This is a genomic window from Paenibacillus allorhizoplanae, assembly GCF_927798215.1.
GTDB lineage: Bacteria > Bacillota > Bacilli > Paenibacillales > NBRC-103111 > Paenibacillus_E > Paenibacillus_E allorhizoplanae.
Map to the genome: position 1 here is coordinate 82,427 of NZ_CAKMMW010000003.1, position 18,885 is coordinate 101,311.

Consider the following 18,885-nt stretch of genomic DNA (forward strand, 5'->3'; position numbering starts at 1 on the left):
TCCCAGCAATTCTATTTCAAATGCCCGATAACTTCATAAACAGCAACCGGTTTTTCTTTCCCTTTTACTTTAATTTCACCAATGGATTCGATCTCAAAAAGACCTTTGACGCGCTCATACGTCTGTTCACTAATTAAAATCTGCCCGGGCTTCGCATTAGATTCTAGTCGTGCTGATAAGTTAACTGTGTCTCCAATGGCCGTATAGTCCAACCTCAGATCTTCAGATCCGATGTTACCAACAACCGCAGGACCACTATTAATACCTAATCCGAATTTCACACCGATACCATAATTTTTAATCAATTTCTGCTCGAGAATATCGGCTTGTGACTTCATCTCAATCGCAGCACGTACGGCCATTTCAGGATGATTCTCATATTCAATCGGTGCACCAAACATCGCCATAACGCCATCACCAATGAATTTATCTAACGTACCATTGAACTTAAAGATTGCTTTCGTACAGACATCTAAATATTCATTTAACACTTGAATAACCTGCTCAGGCTCTAGTCGTTCCGACATCGGTGTAAATCCGCGAATATCCACGAATATCAATGAAATATCCTTACGGCTTCCGCCAAGCTTCACATCTTCACCTGACTGCAGAAGCTCATCCACAACGGTTTTTGAAACGAATCGACCGAAAATACCAGTAACCCGATTCCGTTCTTTTCGTTCTTCTAAATAATGGCTAACTAATGACCAAACATAGATCGTCACTAGTGCAAATTGAGGATAAACCAATGGTAAGAACATAGAACCAATACTATAGAATCCTAACCATACAAGACCATATACCACGAAGATGCCTAGGAAAATAAATAGTGCGGTCTTCCCGTTGAACTTTTCAAATAGAAATATAGCCAACAATGATATAAGTAGAATAATCGCGATACCAGCCGATTTCGAAGCATCTTTAAAGAACACACTTTCTAATAGGGTTTGAATCATATTGGCATGAATTTCAATCCCGAACATCTTGACCGAGGAGATCGGTGTTGGGTATTCATCCTGCATGGCCGTAACAAAAGGGCCCACAAGCACAATACTGCCCTTCAGCGGCAGTGCTTTTGCACTATTAAGTACATCCACAAAGGATAGCAACTCATAACCTGTCGTCGCATCAACCTTTTGTCTTGGTTGTGTGAAGAACTCTGTTGTTACTTGATTTCTATCGTTCGTTGGTACGACTTCATTTCCACGTTTCCATTCTCCGGTAGCTGAATCACGCTTTACCTTTTCATTTTCATCCAAAACTAAATTCGCAAGAGCGACACTGAATGCTGGTATGTAAGCACCTTTCTCATCAGGCAAACCGACAGGAAGTTTACGAGCTTTGCCATCCTTATCAACAAATACATTGATATGGGCCATTTGATCTCTTTTGGTAGTTAGGGTTGAGGAGGGATAATCAATTCGCTCAGGAACTAGTTCGCCTGCTGACTGTTGTTTGGAGGGATAATTAATTTGAACTGGCAAAATAATATTGGAATACTTCGCTAGCACGTCAGCTAATGCTTTATCGTCTGCTGGATTCTTCGATGGCTCAGCAAGTACAACGTCGATCCCAATAGCAGCTGCACCTGATTGTTCTAATTTCTCTATGACTTGCGCATATGTACTTCGATCCCACGGAAACTTCCCGATGGCAGAAAGGGATTTTTCATCAATTTTAACAATCTTAATTCGATCATCCGGCTGACGCTCATCCACCGACTTAGCACCACGCAAAATATCTTGGAGAGGACCCTCGACAAAATAAAATAAACCACTGGAGTTCACTGTGTAGAAATATGTCGAAAACACCATTAATAAGAGTCCTACTACTAAAGTCTTAATCCATTTCTTCTTACCCATATAATCCTCCCCGAGTTTACTAGTTTCATTGTAAGATGCTAGCTGTGAATTGGCAATAAATTGTTACAAATTTCACATTTATTCAACAAAAAAAGAGCCCGTTCCTTCTCAGGAAACGAGCTCTTTCGACATTCCGTGGTATTTCCACAAAAATGATTTTGTAATTATGATTAGCTAAAAGGTGAATCCGCAACTTTAATGGAGTCAGTTGGGCAGCCATCTTGAGCATCTTGTAGATCATCATATAGATCATCAGGAATCTCAGTAACCCCTTTGTTTCCATCACCTTCAAAAATCACTTCTGCCAAACCTTCATCATCGTAATCATAGATATCTGGAGCTGTAGCTCCGCAAGCGCCGCAAGCGATGCACGTATCTTTATCAACAAATGTATACTTAGCCATGTTTTCTACTCCTCCTCTAATTATCCTCATTGTAAAATATAATATAAATACGGACAAAGTTCAAACCTTAAAATTGACAATTCATGAAAAACTGCTCAATAAAGTCTGCAATTCCACGGATATCATTCAAATTGAAGTGTGGAAGCGTGAAATCACCTTCTAGAATTGTTAGGTCTGTCGCAACTGCAATCAGGCTTGGCGCCAATCCTTTTAGCAATTCTTTTTGTTCTATTGTACGATAAACCCCAATCTTTGGATGCTTTTCCCTCTTGAACCCTTCAATAAAAATATAATCAAGATGGGCGTACGCTACTAACTGCTCTTCCAAACTCGGTGATTCGTTCTTCTCATAAATGTGTACCCCATTTGGAGAAAGTGTAACCACAGCATCGGCACCTGTCTCAACAAAAACGGTGGAGTCAGCTCCTTGTGCTTCTTTATAATGTCCATGGGCATCGTGTTTCATTACCGCAATCCGATGGCCGCGTTGTTTCATTTCAACGATTAGCTTAGCTACTAATGTTGTTTTTCCACTATTGGAAAATCCCGCGAAGCCCAAACAATGAGCCATTCCCTCACTCTCCTATGTCTTTATGAAGAGGATTATTTCGCAAATGATCCATTTGCAAGGACGTCCCTCTAACCTTGTGATTTCGAATCAAAGCAGATGGGTCATCACTCATCATCCCTGCTGTGAGAATCACACCTTCCCCAAATTTATCACGCAGACCATCCATCACGCGATTCAGATTCTCCCTGCGAGGCTGCTTCTCATAATCAAATAAATCAAGTTGCACGTAGGATTCTTCCTTGGCAATCAGATTCTGCAAGGTGATTCCGAGGAGCCTTACAGGATTGCCGTCCTCCCATTGATGATCATACAATTGACAGGAGGTTCGATAAATATCATCCATATGTTCCGTCGGAGTTGGTAAGGTAAGTGATCTCGTAATCGTCCTCATATCAGGATCTCGGATCGTAATCTGAATTGTCGAAGTCATGAGCTCCTGCTTACGAAGCCTCCTCGCTACTTGATCGGCTAAATTAAGCAGAACACGATGAATTTCGGTACGATCCGTATAATCCCGCGGCAAAGTCGTCGTGTGTCCAATGGACTTGCTCTGCTCTTGCTCCGGATTGACAACCGAAGGATCAATCCCGTTGGCCGAGCGCTTCAAGTGCGCACCCATGACGCCAAAGTGCTTGCTTAACAGCGCATCATCCGCTATAGCCAATTGCCCTAACGTTAGGATGCCAAGCCTCGTAAGCTTCTCCGCAGTTTTTTTCCCAATTCCATATAAATACTGGCACGGCTTATCCCAGAAAACGGTCGGCACATCACGAAGCCGCAATACCGTAATCCCATTAGGCTTCTTCATATCAGATCCCATTTTGGCTAGCAGCTTATTCGGCGCGACACCAATCGAACATGGTAATTTCAACTCTTGCAGAATTCTTCCTTGAATACTATTTGCGATGTCTAGTGGTGTACCAAATTGTTTGGAACCAGTGATGTCTACAAAACATTCATCAATAGACATAGATTCTACCATCGGTGAATATCCATAGACTATCTGCATAAACCGCCTCGAGAAATTTCGATAGAGATCAAAGTCAGGTTTGATTAAAATGAGATCAGGACATATCTTCAACGCTTGCCTAACTTGCATGCCCGTCTTGATCCCTAGCTTGCGCGCTGCATAAGATGAAGTAACGACGATCCCCTTACGCAACTCTACACTCCCAGCAACAGCAAGAGGTTTTCCCTTATATAAGTCAGGCTCTACAGCTTCATGAACCGAACAATAGAATGCATTCATATCAATATGTAAAATGACTCTGCCTTGCTTGGGATAATGATGCTCAACGGACACCATATTCACTACCTCCCAGTATGATTGAATCAGATTTCAGAGCCGTCTACTCGAGTGAAACACAACCAACCTGAGATGTCAAAAAAATAATCATTCAAGCTGACGCGATTTTACGTTATGATGTCTTTAGCTGTACATTTATGTTATAATAGTAAATTATACATTAGCGCTTTAAAGCAAGCGAAACTACTCACATCAATTTCACCGAAGTCACTTTGCTAGCTTTTGAAGGAGGAACCCATGCCAACATCAGTCAAAATCTTCGATACCACTCTACGAGACGGAACCCAAGGAGAAGGTATCTCCCTATCCGTTGAGGATAAAATCAAAATTGCCCGTAAGCTCGATGAGCTCGGGGTTCATTATATTGAAGGCGGATGGCCGGGCAGCAACAGCAAAGATATTGAATTCTTTGAGCGGGCACGTACGATGACTTTTACAAATGCCAAAATTACTGCTTTTGGTAGCACAAGACGGAAAGATTCTCTTGCTGCAGATGACATTAACTTGAATAGACTCGTGGAATCCGGCGCGCAAGTCGCCACGATTTTCGGTAAGTCATGGGACTTTCATGTAACGACAGCTATTCAAACAACGCTTGAAGAGAATTTGAACATGATTTATGACTCCGTTCTCTTTTTGAAAAGCAGTGGGTTGGAAGTCATTTATGATGCCGAGCATTTCTTCGATGGTTACAAGAACAACCCAGAATATGCGCTGCAAACAATTAAGAAGGCACAGGACGCTGGAGCGGATTGGATTACGCTTTGTGATACGAATGGTGGATCCTTACCTAACGAAATTACAGCTATCGTGTCGACAGTTACGCAACATGTCTCCACACCAGTAGGCATACACGCTCACAATGATTGTGAATTAGGCGTCGCAAACTCGTTAGCTGCCGTACAAGCTGGCGCTAGACAAGTTCAAGGGACTATTAATGGCTACGGGGAACGTTGCGGAAACGCCAACCTAAGCTCGATTATCCCTAACTTACAATTGAAACTAGGTTATGATGTCATCTCTTCGGATCAATTGAAGTCACTTACATCCGTATCGAGATATATCAGTGAAATCGCCAACATGCACATGCCGGTTAACCAGCCTTATGTTGGTAACGCAGCATTCGCACATAAAGGTGGCATTCACGTTTCCGCCATTCTCAAGGATGCCAGCACGTATGAGCATACGAAACCTGAGTATGTAGGAAACAAACAACGCGTGCTTGTTTCCGAGCTTGCTGGTCAAAGCAACGTATTGGTCAAGGCCCAGGAGCTTAAATTAGATTTCAACAAAGAACACCAAAAAACCAAAGAGATCATCGAGAAAATTAAAGATATGGAACATCAAGGCTATCAATTCGAAGGTGCAGACGCTACACTTGAGCTTCTGTTGCGTGAAGCCTTTGAAGGTCTTGAAGAGATTTTCACCTTAGAATCATTTAAGATGCTCGTTGAGAAGACAGCCAATCATTCTGTTGTCTCAGAAGCTATCGTCAAAGTGAAAGTACATGGCGAAACCATCTATACCGCGGCTGAAGGTAATGGTCCTGTTAATGCACTTGATAACGCCTTGCGGAAAGCACTCATCCAATACTATCCGGACATCAAGAACGTTCATCTTTCGGATTATAAAGTTCGTGTATTGGATGAGAAAGATGCAACGGCTGGCAAGGTTCGCGTGCTTATGGAATCCACTGACTTTAACACGACATGGAACACACTCGGTGTTTCCAGCAACATTATAGAAGCTAGTTGGTATGCACTTGTTGACAGCTTACGTTATGCCCTCATCAGCAGAAAACGCGTGGAGCCAGCTAACAAAGAGCAACAAGAACGATTAGGTCTAGTCAACCATTGATCTTTATACGAAAAAGCTGCAAGAGCGGGAAGTGCTCTCTTGCAGCTTTTTTTGTCATTCTTCCTTCAGAAGACTCGCCATCTTCTTGTCGAGCTCCTTCGGTGAAAGCACATGGATGATTTCCCTAATGACACCATTTTTATCAATAAGAAAGCTTGTAGGAATAGCGATAACGTTATAGGTATCGGCATTCACCCCTTGTTTATCAAGCAGAACAGGAAACGGGTACTGATAGGTGTCCACGAATTTTTTAATATTGTCCATTTTATCCCCGGGCGTCACATTCACCGCATAAAGATCGAATTTCCCCTCATATTTCTTATACAAATTCACAAGATCAGGCGCTTCTTCCTCACAAGGACCACACCAGGATGCCCAGAAGTTGACAAACATTGGCTTTTCACGAGGCCCGCCTACCGAATAGTCCTTCCCATCCAACCCTTGCAAGGTAAATGAAGGGGCTAAGAAATTCACCTTTGCCGCTTGCTCACTTGGCATCAGGGTTTGTTTATCTTCATTGCGTACATTTTGATAAATCGCAAAGCCCGCCAATAGAACGACGAAAGCGATCACGATGAGATTCTTCTTCACAGCATCAACCTCCACTCCCTCTATATTATCTCCAAATTAGCGAAAATTCCAACATCACAATCCTGAAGTATGCTTTCACCCTATTAGGGAAAAGTAAACCTACTCTTTGCGATGAAAGGAACCGGTGAAATGAAACCAGCTGCCGTGAAAACAAGAGGTAAGAATCCGCTCAATAAAATGAGAATTTACGAGCATGAAGAAGAAGGCGCATCCAATAATAAAAAAACGAACACAAACGAGAAAGGAAGCGTTTGGCAGTACCTCGCACTTGCCTCCATCCCTTTGGTGCTTGTCCTTGGCAATTCCATGCTTGTTCCGATTCTGCCAGATTTGCAAGAGAAAATGAACATCTCACGCTTCCAAAGTTCACTCATTATCACTTTATTTTCACTGACAGCAGGACTTATCATTCCGATATCCGGTTATTTATCTGATCGCTTCACACGGAAGGCTGTTATCATTCCCTCGCTTATTGTGTACGGTGCTGCCGGGGTCCTAGCAGGGCTTGGCGCCGTCTGGAACTCTTATCCTATCCTTATAGCTTCCAGAACCATACAAGGCCTTGGAGCAGCGGGTACAGCCTCTATTGCCATGGCACTTGTTGCCGATATTTACAAGGGACCCAAGGCCAGCAAAGCCCTCGGACTCATCGAAGCTTCCAACGGAATCGGCAAAGTTGTGAGTCCTATTCTTGGTTCTCTTTTAGCGCTAATTATTTGGTTTGCACCTTTTTTTGCTTTTCCACTTTTTTGCTTACTCGCTCTGCTAGCTGTTATTTTCATGATCAAAGAGCCCGCCAAAGAGAAAGAAGCTGAAACACTTAAGCTCTATTTGAAGCAAATCAGAACCATTCTAAGAAGTAAAGGTCATTGGCTAATTCCCGCCTTTATTGCTGGTTCGATAACCTTATTCATATTATTCGGCGTGCTGTTCTACCTCTCACAGATTTTGGAAGAAAAACCCTACAACATTGAAGGCGTACGCAAAGGTCTTATCCTTGCAATCCCATTACTCTGCCTCGTCATCACCTCTTATACGACAGGTGCAAAAATCAAACAAAATGGCAAGCTCATGCGCTGGCTCATGAATATCGGACTTATAACCATGGTTGTATCCCTTGCCTTGGCTACATTCCTAAACGGAAACCTGTATGTCTTTATTAGCTTATTGTCGCTCAGCGGGATAGGGACAGGACTCCTGCTCCCATGCCTAAACACACTCATTACCGGATCGGTAGAGCGTGAGCAACGTGGGATGATTACTTCCCTCTATAATAGCTTACGATTTATTGGAGTCGCCTTCGGCCCTCCACTATTTGGTTGGCTCATGAGTATCTCTCATAAGACACTGTTTATCACAGTCGCCTCTTTATCACTTATTATGTTAGCTTTGGTGTTTTTCTTCATCAAGCCCAAAGCAGAATTACAGAAACAAACATGATATACTAACCTCATGTCCATGCCATGTGAGGGAGTGAACGCAAGTGAGCATACATTTATCTAAAAAAACATATGACGAAATGATCTCACACAGTATACGCTCGCTCCCCAACGAAGCATGTGGCATCCTTATACAGGAAGCTTCTTCCTCATCGACAGATGAGTTACATATCCACACATTTATCCCTCTTCCTAATCACGCGGCGCATCCAAAACAGCAATTCGTCATCCATCCCATCGACATGATTCCCTACCTAACAGATCAATGTCGTACGATTGTCGGGATTTTTCATTCCCACCCCACAGCCTCATCAACCCCCTCTGCCGAGGACCTCTTAACGCTCTGGCACACCATTCCAACCTACTGGGTCCTTTCCCTGCAACACGAAGAGAAACCTGACCTCAAGGTCTATTCCCTAAAAAAAACCACCACTACCGCATATCACAAACTTTCGTTTGTCATCGGTCAATGATGGCTTAACAAAGCATATAAATCACCTAATGTGTCTACATCTCTCGCTCTTATTTCTTCCATAAATCTGGACCATAATTGCGCTGTCATAAGGGCATCTTCCAGAGCATGATGTCTTACGGTAACCGGGATGTCGTAAGCATGCAGTAGAGAATCTAAACCCAGATTTTTTCGTTTGGGCATGAGCCATTTTGCAATCATCATAATATCTAAAACCCGATGGGATAAGCTAACTTTCGAGGTACGCCACAAGGCCGAGTTCAAAAAACTTTTATCATGTCCAATGGCATGGGCCACTAAGATTTTCTGCTGAACAAATTCTAAAAAATCACTTAAAACGCCGATTAAATCAGGTGCATCTCCAGCCATTTCGTTCGTAATACCCGTTAACTTTATGATTTCATCTGGAATTTTACGTTTAGGATTCACCATTTTATAGAATGTATCTTGCGTCTGCACTTCACCACCAATAACAGAGACAGCGCCGAACGAGATAATTTCGTCACCATTATATGGAGAGAAGCCTGTCGTTTCAAGATCAAACACCACGATCTCCATCGCGTGCAGAGGAATTTCAAACAAAGAATCTTTTCGTTGCTCTTTCAGCATCGACCGAATAAAGGCCATTTGTTGCGCACTTTGCGCATCAAACATCGAGGTTAAAGCTGGCGTTAAACCACCCATCTTATATAAATGCCACATACGACCTGCCGGACGCATATCCTTCAAGCGAGTCACCTCTCCCTGCCAATGAAACGTGATTTCCGATTCCGATAGTTCTAACCTTTTTCTCTCTCTATGTGTGATCCTATGGATTTACCGACATACTTCTGCAACTGTATTCCCGTTCGTAAACATTGCTTTAATTGCATGCGAATCTCTTTGTTAAGTTGATCTGCCGTAAGTTTACCTCTTGTCGTATATTTCTCTTCATCTAATTGGAAAGGCGTGCTATCTCTTAACTTTAAAGCAATAGAAAAAGCCATTTCCCATTCATTGGCTAGCTCTTCGGATACAATCCCCTTCACCTTTAACTGCCTAATTCGTTCAATCGTAGAAGTGGCCAAAATTCCTGCTTGAATAGCAAGCAGCCGAATCCCATTGACAATCGGAATATAAGCACCATATTTGATATCAAATCCGCCTGCATCTTCACCGTAACGTTCTGTAATTAAATGACTGAATATACCCAACGAAATTTTGTGATGCAACGTGTTCGACAACAAATATTTCAAAAGTCCCGGATGTTCCTGAACATAATCAAGAAACGATTGTTTCAACTTCATCACTAATAGCTCTGAACCATAGATACAACGCATATCCGCCAGAATGAGAAGATAGCGCACATTTTCCCAATCAGGTTCCTTAAACCAGCCGATCATCATATCCTTATATCCTTGCAGCGACTTACGCCATTGCGGATTACTGGATATGACATTCCCTTCACAAGGAGGATAACCCAAAACATCCAAACCGCGAATGATATATGAGGCAAGCATATCGAAATAAAGATCTAATTCATCTTGCGTATGCGTTTCACTCTCACCATAAATGAGTCCGTTGTCCTGATCACTCCACAGCGTCTGTTCTCTCCTGCCACCACTGCCTAATAAGATAAAAGCATACGCAACAGGCGGCTTACCGAATCCTTCATCCTCAAGCAAATGTTCGGCAATCTGAGTCGTTCTTTGAATCAACGCGTCATGCACTTGATTGATTTGCTGCCCCAATTCAGATGTATAGGGAAAAAGGAGATGCTCCCGAAACATCTCATGCACCTGATCTCTGGTTATTCGCATCTCTTCGAATTGCTCCGACTGATAAATGCGTTCCAGGATCCGTTCCATTGAGAGATGATTCATGTTGCATCCCCTTTGCTCTAGTAGAAAGTATATGTGTTGTTAAACGGACACGCCGTTTTGAGCTGCTTTTTTCATTTGTTCAGGATATCCGTATGAACCATGCTCGGAAAGATCCAGACCAATGATTTCTTCTTCTTCAGTAACACGAAGGCCAATTGTAGCTTTAAGAATACCAAGAATAATGAAGGAAAGAACAAGTACGAATGCCAAAGCTCCAGCAAGACCTAGTGCTTGAATTCCTAATTGGTGGAAACCACCGCCGTAGAATAAACCTGCACCACCGATACCAACTTTTGCAGAAAGCTCAGGCGTTGCGAACAAACCAGTGGAAAGTGTACCCCAGATACCAGCGATACCGTGCACAGAGAACGCATAGATCGGATCATCGATTCCAGCTCTTTCGAACCATTGTGCCGTGAAGAATGTTACGATACCCGCAACTGCACCAATTACGATTGCTGCCCAAGCGTCTACGAACGCACATGCTGCAGTGATGGCAACAAGCGCAGCCAGAACACCATTCAACATGCTAGGAATATCCGCTTTACCGAAGTACATCCAAGAGATAATCAATGCAGCTACAGCACCTGCCGCAGCAGCCATATTCGTTGTCAATGCGATATAACCGAAGAATCCGTCACCCATAGCACTTAGCGTACTACCTGGGTTGAAACCGAACCAACCGATCCATAGGATGATTACACCAAGAACAGACAATACTTGGTTATGACCTGGAATCAAATTAGGTGTTTTATCTTTATTATATTTGCCAATACGCGGTTTAAGCAAGATAGTTGCTACTAACGCTGCTGTTGCACCTTGTAAGTGAACGACCGTTGAACCCGCGAAATCTTGCATACCCAATTTGCTCAACCAGCCGCCGCCCCATACCCAGTGCGCTACGATTGGATAGATAATGACTGTGTAAAGAATTCCGAAAATAAAGTAAACCGGAAGTTTCGCTCTTTCCGCAAAACCGCCCCATGCGATAGCAAGGGATACACCAGCGAATGCTAGTTGGAACAAGAATTTGATACCGATTGGCACATCAGAGAAGGAAAGAGATCCGAATGCTGCTGCAGCTTGATCTTCTAAACCTGTTACGAAGAAGCCCGTTTCTCCGAAGAATGCATTTCCATCACCGAAGGCGAAACCAAATCCTACAGCCCAGAATGCAATGGCACATAATCCGAAAGTTAAAATCGTTTTACCGGCTACGTGACCGGCATTTTTCATTCTAGTTGACCCCGCTTCTAAAAGTGCAAAACCAGCTTGCATGAAGATGACTAAGATTGCTGCCAACATTACCCATACTGCATCAATTGCACTCTGTAGTTGTGGTGCTGTCGCCTCATCCGCTGCAAATGCGAGTGTAGGGAACAGTAATGACATAACGCCGAAAGCTAACAACAATTTCTTAACCATACGACCACTTCCTTTAATGTTAGATTAAGTAACATGTAATGAAACTCTTAATGTCATTATATACAGGATATTTGGGTTTGACAATAGGATTTTCGTTAAAATATTGAAAAAAGCGAAAAATAACCTGACATGAAACAGGCATAATTCGTGTTTCGGCTCATACGTGTTCACAAAATGCCTTATTTACACCAATATCCAATGTCAGCTTTCCGAAGCATCACGTTTGACTGTACGGTTTAACATCAGGTATCATGTTTATATAGAAGAAAGAAATTCAAACCATTGGAGTAGAGGTGAATTTAACATGGGGAATGAGAAGCTTTATAAAATCGGAGAGCTCGCCAAGCTTGCTGATGTCAGCCCTCGAACCATCGATTACTACACCAAGCTGAGCTTAATCGAACCTGAAAGAAGATCCGATACGAACTATCGTCTGTACAGTGATGAAACTTTGCACCGACTAAGGCGTATTGAAACAATGAAGAACGAGAAATATACCTTAGAGGAAATCAAAGTCAACTTACAGCAATGGAGTAAAGTGACCTCCGATGATACTGTGACAGATAAGCTTACATCCCTTCAGTTGCATCTCGAACAATTAATGAAGGAAGCCAAAGAACTCAGCCCACTTGTTCAGCAATTGAAGCCTAAGCAGTTGAAAAAGCTGTATCATATTCTGACACAACCGACCGCAGCCTGCATCGAAGCACTTATTGTCCTTTTAGGTAAAAATCCGTTCTCATAATTGAAATACGGAGGAATGCCCTATGTTTTTTCACCCTATGGATTTTCTAATTATTATTGCATTCGGCCTTTCTATGTGGGCTTCATTCCGAGTGCGAGGAACTTTTAACAAATGGTCGGGCGTACCTGTCTACTCACGCATGACTGGCGCCGAAGCCGCAAGAAGAATGTTAGATGCTAATGGCCTTTACGATGTACCCGTCGAAGCTGTACCTGGGACATTAACAGACCACTACGATCCAATGGCTCGAACTGTACGTCTGTCGGAGCCTGTTTACTTTCAGAGCTCAATCTCAGCTGTATCAGTCGCCTGTCACGAAGTAGGTCACGCTATTCAGCATCAAGTCCATTACCCTATGCTCGTCGCAAGACACAAGATGTTCCCAGTCGTTAATTTCGCCTCTGGCGTCGCTCCCATCCTGATCCTAGCGGGTTTCTTCTTTCAAAGTATCCCTTGGTTATTGGAAATCGGCATTATCTTCTTCGCGGTAGCCGTTGCTTTTCAATTAGTTACGTTACCTGTTGAATTTAACGCCAGTAACCGAGCACGTAATGAAATGGTGGCACAAGGCTTCATCTCTAATGAAGAAGAACGTGGCGTGGCTAAGGTTTTGAACGCTGCCGCACTTACTTATGTAGCCGCTGCATTGATCTCTGTACTCGAGCTTCTAAAGTACATTATGATTTTCAATGGTCGCAATAACGATGATTAATAAAAGAAAGCTCTCCCTTCAGGTTCTTCACGACCTGTTGGGAGAGCTTTTCTCATTTAAAATACTCATATAAGAAACGCCGAAACACTTCAGCCACCAGAGGCAGCTTCACATCCTTGCGACAAATCAAACCAACTGTCCTAGTAACTTGAGGATCTGTTACTCGTATTTTGACAGGCTGTGTTTGCCCACTTTCCAATAAGGCCATCGCCGGAAGTAAGCTTACCCCCATACCCGCGGCAACAAGCCCGCGAATCGTATCCGTCTCCTCACCTTCAAACTCAATCTTAGGCACAAAGCCTGCCTTCTGGCACGCATCCATCACGATCGTTCGAAGCGTATATTCTTCACTAAACATTACGAACGGTTCATTCTTCAACTGCTCAAGGCGAATTGACGTATAGTCTGCCAGAATATGATTAGAAGGAATGATAGCATACAACTCTTCTGTCAATAAAATTTCACCTGTCACGTGTTCGTGGGATTCCGGAAAGGGTGATATAAAAGCGAGATCAATCTCCCCTCTCGAAACATCACGAATTAATGATGTGTATGTACCTTGACGCAGTCTAAACTTCACATTCGGATGATTTTTTTTAAATGCCGCTACAACAGCAGGTAGTAAATTGATAACCAGACTATGTGGAAATCCAATACGAATCTCGCCAGCCTCTGGATCAAGAAACTCATGTATTTCTCCCACCGCACGTTCTAGATCCGTAAGAATACCTTCTACTCGACTTAAAAATAAATGCCCCACAGAGGTCAAATGTAAATTGCGCCCCTTTTGAACAAATAAATCAACGCCGAGTTCCTCTTCCAGCAAATGAATTTGCCGACTAACCGCAGACTGCGCTACATGCAGCTCTTCCGCCGCCTGTGTCACATGCTGCTTCCTAGCAACCTTAACAAAATATTGCAATTGTCTTAATTCCACGTGAGTAAATCCCCCGACTTAACTTCATGATGAAGAAACGAATCTCGTTCTTTGACTCCGATTATAGCTCGATAGTAACGATTGGACAACTTATCTGCAAAAAGCTTATAATAAATGAGTTGTTATTTAGCATGGATAATAAAGGAGGAAATCATTCAATGGCACAAGAACGTACTGGTGTAGCTACCCTGAAAAGCAATCCTATCACTTTGGTAGGACCCGAAATTAAAGTAGGTGACAAAGCACCTGATTTCAAAGTTAACAAAGATTTGATGACGCAAGTATCACTTGCCGATTACGCAGGTAAAGTGAAATTGATCTCCGTTGTTCCTTCCTTAGATACAGGCGTTTGTGATGCACAAACACGTCGTTTCAATGAAGAAGCAGCTGGCCTAGGCGACAATGTTGCTGTACTTACAATCAGCGTTGATCTTCCTTTCGCACAAGCTCGCTGGTGTGGCGCTGCAGGTATCGACAAAGTAATCACATTATCCGATTACAAAACAAAATCCTTTGGTGAAGCTTACGGCGTATTGATCAAAGAAATTCAATTGGATATGCGCGCTATTTTCGTAATCGACGCTAATGACACTGTTCAATACGTTGAGTACCTTGGCGAAATGACAGCTCACCCTAACTATGAAGCAGCTGTAGAAGCTGTTAAAAAATTAGTTTAATCCACACAAATAAAACAGCAAGGAGGCCAAGCTTCCCTGCTGTTTTTATTATCCATCAATTTTATATGAAGCAAGCTTACGATCTAATTGTTTATAAATATCTAATATCGTACGATAGTTGGATCCAAGATCCCCCATTGAACCACGTGAAGCCGAATAGATATCAACAGCCGTTTTCACAGGATTAATCGCGAATAAGGTTAATGTTACATCTTGGGTTCTTCCAGTAACCGTTTTGCGCTCAGCAAGGATTTCTCCTACGTTCGGGACCTCATGTAATAGCTTGTAACCTGGTGTTTTCTTTAAAACAGCGGTTACCTCTTCCCAAACTTGCTCCTTCGGCAGCTTAAAATATCTAGTTTTAAGTAAAGGATCTCTAGCTTTTTCCCCTGTCGTTTCATGACTACGTACTAATCCGATTAAAGTTCTCTTTAGCAAAAGCCCTTTCCCCCTTCAATGAAGTGCATGTAGACCACTTGCCATTTCAACACTATTCTCTATAATACCATTGTTTAGGCTTTAGAAAAAGAGGTAAATGAAAAATCGAGGGATTTCTCCCCCGATTTTAGCCAAGCATATATTCCTTTATCCAAAAAATGTCGTATATAGCAAATAAGCGTTTAATCCCGCGATTAAAATGGCCACAAACCAACTCAATACCGCCATCCATTTCGGAGTCACGAGCACACCCATCTTTTTACGATCTGAAGTAAAAGTCACGAGCGGGATTACAGCAAAAGATAATTGTAAGGACAAAATAACCTGACTGAGAATGAGTAAATCCGTTGCTCCGCTTTCTCCGTAGATACCAATCACGATGACCGCAGGTATAATGGCAATTAACCGAGTAATCAACCGGCGCAGCCAAGGTGTTAGACGAATATTTAGAAATCCTTCCATGACGATCTGACCCGCAAGTGTACCGGTAAGCGTTGAGTTCTGCCCAGATGCTAAGAGTGCAACGGCGAACAATATACTTGCTGCCCCTGTACCCAACATTGGTCCAAGGAGATGGTAAGCATCTTGAATTTCCGCAACTTCTTTCCCCGCTGAATGAAAAGCTGCCGCCGAAAGAATGAGAATCGCCGCGTTTACGAATAGCGCTAGCATCAGGGCAACTGTTGTATCTATGGTTGAAAATTTGATCGCTTCACGTTTAGCTTCAATCGTAGGTTCGATTTTACGCGTCTGAACGATGGATGAGTGCAAATACAAATTATGAGGCATGACCGTCGCACCTAGAATACCTAGAGCAATATATAACATGGCTGGATTCGTTACAATTTCAGTTGTTGGAATGAACCCTGCAGCTACAGCTGCAAATTCAGGTCGAGAGAAAATAAGTTCCATAATAAAACAAACCATAATAAGTGCAATTAAGCTAATAACCATCGCCTCAATATAGCGAAAGCCTTTCTTCTGTAGCATAAGCACCAAAATAACATCTAATGCCGTCAGAATCACACCATAAATGAGCGGCAACCCGAATAGTAACTGCAAAGCAATCGCGGCACCGATGACCTCAGCTAGATCACAAGCAGCGATCGCAAGCTCACATAGAAACCAAAGCACATAAGAAACGGGCTTACTATAATGATCACGACACGCTTGCGCCAAATCTCGACCCGTCACAATACCTAATCGACCAGATAAAGCCTGCAAAAGTATGGCCATAAGATTTGAAATTAAAATGACTGAAAGTAGTGTATATCCAAATTGGGAACCGCCGGCCAAGTCAGTTGCCCAGTTTCCAGGGTCCATATAACCGACTGCTACCAGATATCCTGGCCCCACGAAGGCTAGGAGCTTTCGGAAAAATCCAGCTTTTTTAGGGACTTTCATACTATGATGAACTTCAGGTAGACTTGGCGCAGAAGAATCTTTACGCCATCCATTCGGTTCCTGATCCGGTTTCTTGATTGCAAATTCCATAGCTTAACCCTTCTTTCGCAAGACCAATAATGTTGTTCTAGGGAAACTTTTATATGTAGTATACTACATAACCCCATCTTATGCTACAGGTAAACATTTATGTTCCACCGAAATTATTTTTCCCTAGGGAAAGTTTTGAGACAAGTTTTGCCACTTTTATAAGCGTGAGTAGAACCATTCTTTTAAAGCATACCCTGCTCAGCAAAAATTCATAGGAATAATCATCTGGAAAAGAAGGATATTTGAAAGCATGGGCGAATACATTGAATAAGTTATCTTTGTATATTCAATAAACAAACAAAGAATATCGAAGCAATGACCCTAATTCATTATAAAAAGGATGATCTCATCATGGCTTATTTTATGGGTTTAGATTTAGGTACTTCTGCCATTAAATGCATTCTAGTGGATGAAGCTGGTACGGTTATCGGCTCACATTCTGCCCAATATCCGCTGCAACAACCACATCCAGGTTGGGCTGAGCAGCATCCTGAAGATTGGTGGAATGCCACGATCGCAGGCATACAAGGGCTCTTGGCTAGCACGGGCGTGTCGAGCGATGCTGTAGCAGGTATTGGCTTCTCCGGCCAGATGCACGGGTCGGTCTTCCTCGATGAGGCGCAGCAGGTCATCCGGCCTGCGCTGCTCTGGTGCGATCAGCGCACCGCGGAGCAATGCACCTACATCGAGGCGACCGTCGGCGAAGCCGAGCTCGGCCGCCTCACAGGCAATCGGGCGCTGACCGGCTTCACGGCGCCCAAGCTCCTCTGGCTCAGGCAGCATGAACCGGAGCACTACGCCCGCGTTCGGCATCTGCTGCTGCCGAAGGACTACGTCAGGCTGCGCCTGACGGGTGCGTTCGGCATGGACATGGCCGACGCCAGCGGCACACTGCTGCTCGATGTAGCCAATCGCAGCTGGTCTCAAACCGTCGCTGAGCGGTTAGAGATCCCGCTCGAGTGGCTGCCGCCGCTCTATGAGTCCGGCGACATTGCAGGGCACCTGCTGCCTGAGGCAGCAGCGCTCACAGGCTTAGCCCCAGGCACGCCGATCGTTGTCGGCGGTGGCGACCAAGCTTGCGGCGCCGTTGGTGTTGGCGTCGTCCGCCAAGGCATCGCCTCGGTGGCGCTCGGCACTTCTGGTGTCGTCTTCGTCCATGACGACACCTACCAAGTGGATGAAGCCTACCGGCTTCATTCCTTCTGTCACGGCGTGCCGGGCAAGTGGCACCGCATGGGCGTTATGCTCGCGGCTGGCGGCTCATTCCAGTGGTGGCGCAATCACTTCGCCAGTGAAGAGCTTGCACGCGCTGAACAAGAAGGCATAGATGTGTACGAAATTCTGACAGCAGAAGCTGCTACAGCACCACTTGGTAGTGAAGGTTTGTTGTTCCTTCCTTATTTATCCGGGGAACGTACACCACATCCAGATCCGAAAGCACGCGGTGCCTTCATCGGGCTTAATCTAAGACACGAGAAAGCACATTTGACCCGCGCTGTACTTGAAGGTATCACCTTCGGACTTCGTGATTCTATGGAATTGATTCGTGAATCCGGGATCGAAGTTACGGAGCTTCGTGTAAACGGGGGCGGAGCTAGAAGTCCTTTCTGGCGACAAATGATCGCTGACATTTTCGGAATTCCCGTCGTGACGGTCAATTCAACAGATGGCCCTGCGTACGGCGCAGCAATCATGGCTGCATCTGGCGTACTTCAAGTTGATATTACGAAATTATGCGAAGATTGGATTGAAGTCACTGATCGTGTAGAACCTAATCCAGCTAACCAACTCAAATATGAAGCGTACTATAAAGTGTATCGCAGCCTTTACCCTACATTACAAAGCACGTTCCACCAATTGACTGATTTAGCAGATACAATCAACTAAGCCGCCATTCTTGAACGGAGTCGTTTAGCTGAGAACGAATATTAAAATGATGTTAGCAAATGGTTGCATCAATCAATCTTAATATCCAATTAACCACCCTCGGGTGGTCTTTTTTATGTGAATAGCGAGATATTTTCATGTCATCTCCTATGAAGCCGCTCTCTCTTGCTCCCCCATTGGATATATCCATTAAAACCTTCATATTC

At 43.6% G+C, this 18,885-nt stretch carries 18 protein-coding genes; 7 read left to right on the forward strand and 11 right to left on the reverse strand.

The annotated features are described in order from the left end of the window. Positions 1–11: 11 nt before the first annotated feature. The 4 genes from L6I86_RS06580 to L6I86_RS06595 all read right to left on the reverse strand — a co-directional run bounded on the left by L6I86_RS06580 (position 12) and on the right by L6I86_RS06595 (position 4,143). Positions 12–1,862: an adenylate/guanylate cyclase domain-containing protein gene (locus tag L6I86_RS06580; RefSeq protein ID WP_236285806.1), complete on the reverse strand. Its 1,851-nt coding sequence runs from the start codon at positions 1,860–1,862 to the stop codon at positions 12–14. A gap of 170 nt (positions 1,863–2,032) precedes the next feature. Continuing rightward, positions 2,033–2,266, reverse strand: a complete 234-nt coding sequence (locus L6I86_RS06585) for a ferredoxin (protein ID WP_056616262.1) — start codon at positions 2,264–2,266, stop codon at positions 2,033–2,035. A gap of 67 nt (positions 2,267–2,333) precedes the next feature. Continuing rightward, positions 2,334–2,837, reverse strand: coding sequence for a molybdopterin-guanine dinucleotide biosynthesis protein B (gene mobB / locus L6I86_RS06590; protein ID WP_236285807.1), 504 nt, complete (start codon positions 2,835–2,837; stop codon positions 2,334–2,336). A 4-nt stretch (positions 2,838–2,841) separates the two neighbouring features. Continuing rightward, positions 2,842–4,143 (reverse strand): DNA polymerase IV, encoded by a 1,302-nt coding sequence (locus L6I86_RS06595; RefSeq protein WP_236285808.1) that lies wholly within the window; start codon positions 4,141–4,143, stop codon positions 2,842–2,844. Positions 4,144–4,380: 237 nt separating this feature from the next. Between L6I86_RS06595 and cimA the strand changes: the two genes are divergently transcribed. Further along, on the forward strand, positions 4,381–6,000 hold the full coding sequence (gene cimA, locus L6I86_RS06600; RefSeq protein ID WP_236285809.1) for a citramalate synthase: 1,620 nt from the start codon (positions 4,381–4,383) through the stop codon (positions 5,998–6,000). Positions 6,001–6,054: 54 nt separating this feature from the next. Here cimA and L6I86_RS06605 read toward each other — a convergent pair whose 3' ends face one another. Next, positions 6,055–6,591, reverse strand: a complete 537-nt coding sequence (locus tag L6I86_RS06605) for a TlpA family protein disulfide reductase (protein ID WP_236285810.1) — start codon at positions 6,589–6,591, stop codon at positions 6,055–6,057. Between the two features lie 111 nt (positions 6,592–6,702). Between L6I86_RS06605 and L6I86_RS06610 the strand changes: the two genes are divergently transcribed. Next, positions 6,703–8,031: an MFS transporter gene (locus L6I86_RS06610; RefSeq protein WP_236285811.1), complete on the forward strand. Its 1,329-nt coding sequence runs from the start codon at positions 6,703–6,705 to the stop codon at positions 8,029–8,031. A gap of 43 nt (positions 8,032–8,074) precedes the next feature. After that, complete coding sequence (locus L6I86_RS06615; protein WP_236285812.1) at positions 8,075–8,503, forward strand: M67 family metallopeptidase; 429 nt, start codon at positions 8,075–8,077, stop codon at positions 8,501–8,503. Here the strand turns inward: L6I86_RS06615 and L6I86_RS06620 are convergent. Genes L6I86_RS06620 through L6I86_RS06630 form a run of 3 tightly spaced genes read right to left on the reverse strand, consistent with a single transcriptional unit; the run spans position 8,497 to position 11,789 of the window. After that, positions 8,497–9,231, reverse strand: a complete 735-nt coding sequence (locus tag L6I86_RS06620) for an exonuclease domain-containing protein (RefSeq protein WP_056616283.1) — start codon at positions 9,229–9,231, stop codon at positions 8,497–8,499. The genes L6I86_RS06615 and L6I86_RS06620 overlap by 7 nt on opposite strands. A 50-nt stretch (positions 9,232–9,281) precedes the next feature. Further along, on the reverse strand, positions 9,282–10,364 hold the full coding sequence (locus L6I86_RS06625) for a DUF294 nucleotidyltransferase-like domain-containing protein (protein ID WP_236285813.1): 1,083 nt from the start codon (positions 10,362–10,364) through the stop codon (positions 9,282–9,284). A gap of 39 nt (positions 10,365–10,403) precedes the next feature. Further along, complete coding sequence (locus tag L6I86_RS06630; RefSeq protein ID WP_056616289.1) at positions 10,404–11,789, reverse strand: ammonium transporter; 1,386 nt, start codon at positions 11,787–11,789, stop codon at positions 10,404–10,406. A 304-nt stretch (positions 11,790–12,093) separates the two neighbouring features. Between L6I86_RS06630 and L6I86_RS06635 the strand changes: the two genes are divergently transcribed. Both L6I86_RS06635 and L6I86_RS06640 read left to right on the forward strand, forming a co-directional pair. Further along, a complete protein-coding gene (locus L6I86_RS06635; protein WP_171634032.1) occupies positions 12,094–12,534 on the forward strand; it encodes a MerR family transcriptional regulator in 441 nt (146 codons plus the stop codon). A gap of 22 nt (positions 12,535–12,556) precedes the next feature. After that, entirely contained in the window at positions 12,557–13,246 is a 690-nt protein-coding gene (locus L6I86_RS06640; RefSeq protein WP_236285814.1) for a zinc metallopeptidase, read from the forward strand. Positions 13,247–13,298: 52 nt separating this feature from the next. Here the strand turns inward: L6I86_RS06640 and gltC are convergent, their stop codons facing one another. Further along, a complete protein-coding gene (gene gltC / locus L6I86_RS06645; RefSeq protein WP_056616300.1) occupies positions 13,299–14,183 on the reverse strand; it encodes a glutamate biosynthesis transcriptional regulator GltC in 885 nt (294 codons plus the stop codon). Between the two features lie 158 nt (positions 14,184–14,341). On the opposite strand from gltC, the gene tpx reads away from it, so the two are divergent. Beyond that, a complete protein-coding gene (gene tpx / locus L6I86_RS06650; protein WP_056616303.1) occupies positions 14,342–14,860 on the forward strand; it encodes a thiol peroxidase in 519 nt (172 codons plus the stop codon). Between the two features lie 48 nt (positions 14,861–14,908). On the opposite strand, the gene L6I86_RS06655 is transcribed toward tpx, so the two are convergent. Further along, positions 14,909–15,298, reverse strand: coding sequence for a DUF1499 domain-containing protein (locus L6I86_RS06655; RefSeq protein ID WP_056616306.1), 390 nt, complete (start codon positions 15,296–15,298; stop codon positions 14,909–14,911). A 147-nt stretch (positions 15,299–15,445) separates the two neighbouring features. Beyond that, on the reverse strand, positions 15,446–16,792 hold the full coding sequence (locus L6I86_RS06660) for an Nramp family divalent metal transporter (RefSeq protein ID WP_236285815.1): 1,347 nt from the start codon (positions 16,790–16,792) through the stop codon (positions 15,446–15,448). A gap of 351 nt (positions 16,793–17,143) precedes the next feature. On the opposite strand from L6I86_RS06660, the gene xylB reads away from it, so the two are divergent. Further along, positions 17,144–18,679, forward strand: coding sequence for a xylulokinase (xylB, locus tag L6I86_RS06665; protein WP_236285816.1), 1,536 nt, complete (start codon positions 17,144–17,146; stop codon positions 18,677–18,679). Positions 18,680–18,885: the final 206 nt, after the last annotated feature.

Bases quoted from the DNA above. Each gene is read 5' to 3' on its own strand.
- L6I86_RS06580 (WP_236285806.1), bottom strand. From the start codon at position 1,862: ATGGGTAAGAAGAAATGGATTAAGACTTTAGTAGTAGGACTCTTATTA.
- L6I86_RS06585 (WP_056616262.1), bottom strand. From the start codon at position 2,266: ATGGCTAAGTATACATTTGTTGATAAAGATACGTGCATCGCTTGCGGC.
- mobB (WP_236285807.1), bottom strand. From the start codon at position 2,837: ATGGCTCATTGTTTGGGCTTCGCGGGATTTTCCAATAGTGGAAAAACA.
- L6I86_RS06595 (WP_236285808.1), bottom strand. From the start codon at position 4,143: ATGGTGTCCGTTGAGCATCATTATCCCAAGCAAGGCAGAGTCATTTTA.
- cimA (WP_236285809.1), top strand. From the start codon at position 4,381: ATGCCAACATCAGTCAAAATCTTCGATACCACTCTACGAGACGGAACC.
- L6I86_RS06610 (WP_236285811.1), top strand. From the start codon at position 6,703: ATGAAAGGAACCGGTGAAATGAAACCAGCTGCCGTGAAAACAAGAGGT.
- L6I86_RS06625 (WP_236285813.1), bottom strand. From the start codon at position 10,364: ATGAATCATCTCTCAATGGAACGGATCCTGGAACGCATTTATCAGTCG.
- L6I86_RS06630 (WP_056616289.1), bottom strand. From the start codon at position 11,789: ATGGTTAAGAAATTGTTGTTAGCTTTCGGCGTTATGTCATTACTGTTC.
- L6I86_RS06635 (WP_171634032.1), top strand. From the start codon at position 12,094: ATGGGGAATGAGAAGCTTTATAAAATCGGAGAGCTCGCCAAGCTTGCT.
- L6I86_RS06640 (WP_236285814.1), top strand. From the start codon at position 12,557: ATGTTTTTTCACCCTATGGATTTTCTAATTATTATTGCATTCGGCCTT.
- tpx (WP_056616303.1), top strand. From the start codon at position 14,342: ATGGCACAAGAACGTACTGGTGTAGCTACCCTGAAAAGCAATCCTATC.
- L6I86_RS06660 (WP_236285815.1), bottom strand. From the start codon at position 16,792: ATGGAATTTGCAATCAAGAAACCGGATCAGGAACCGAATGGATGGCGT.
- xylB (WP_236285816.1), top strand. From the start codon at position 17,144: ATGGCTTATTTTATGGGTTTAGATTTAGGTACTTCTGCCATTAAATGC.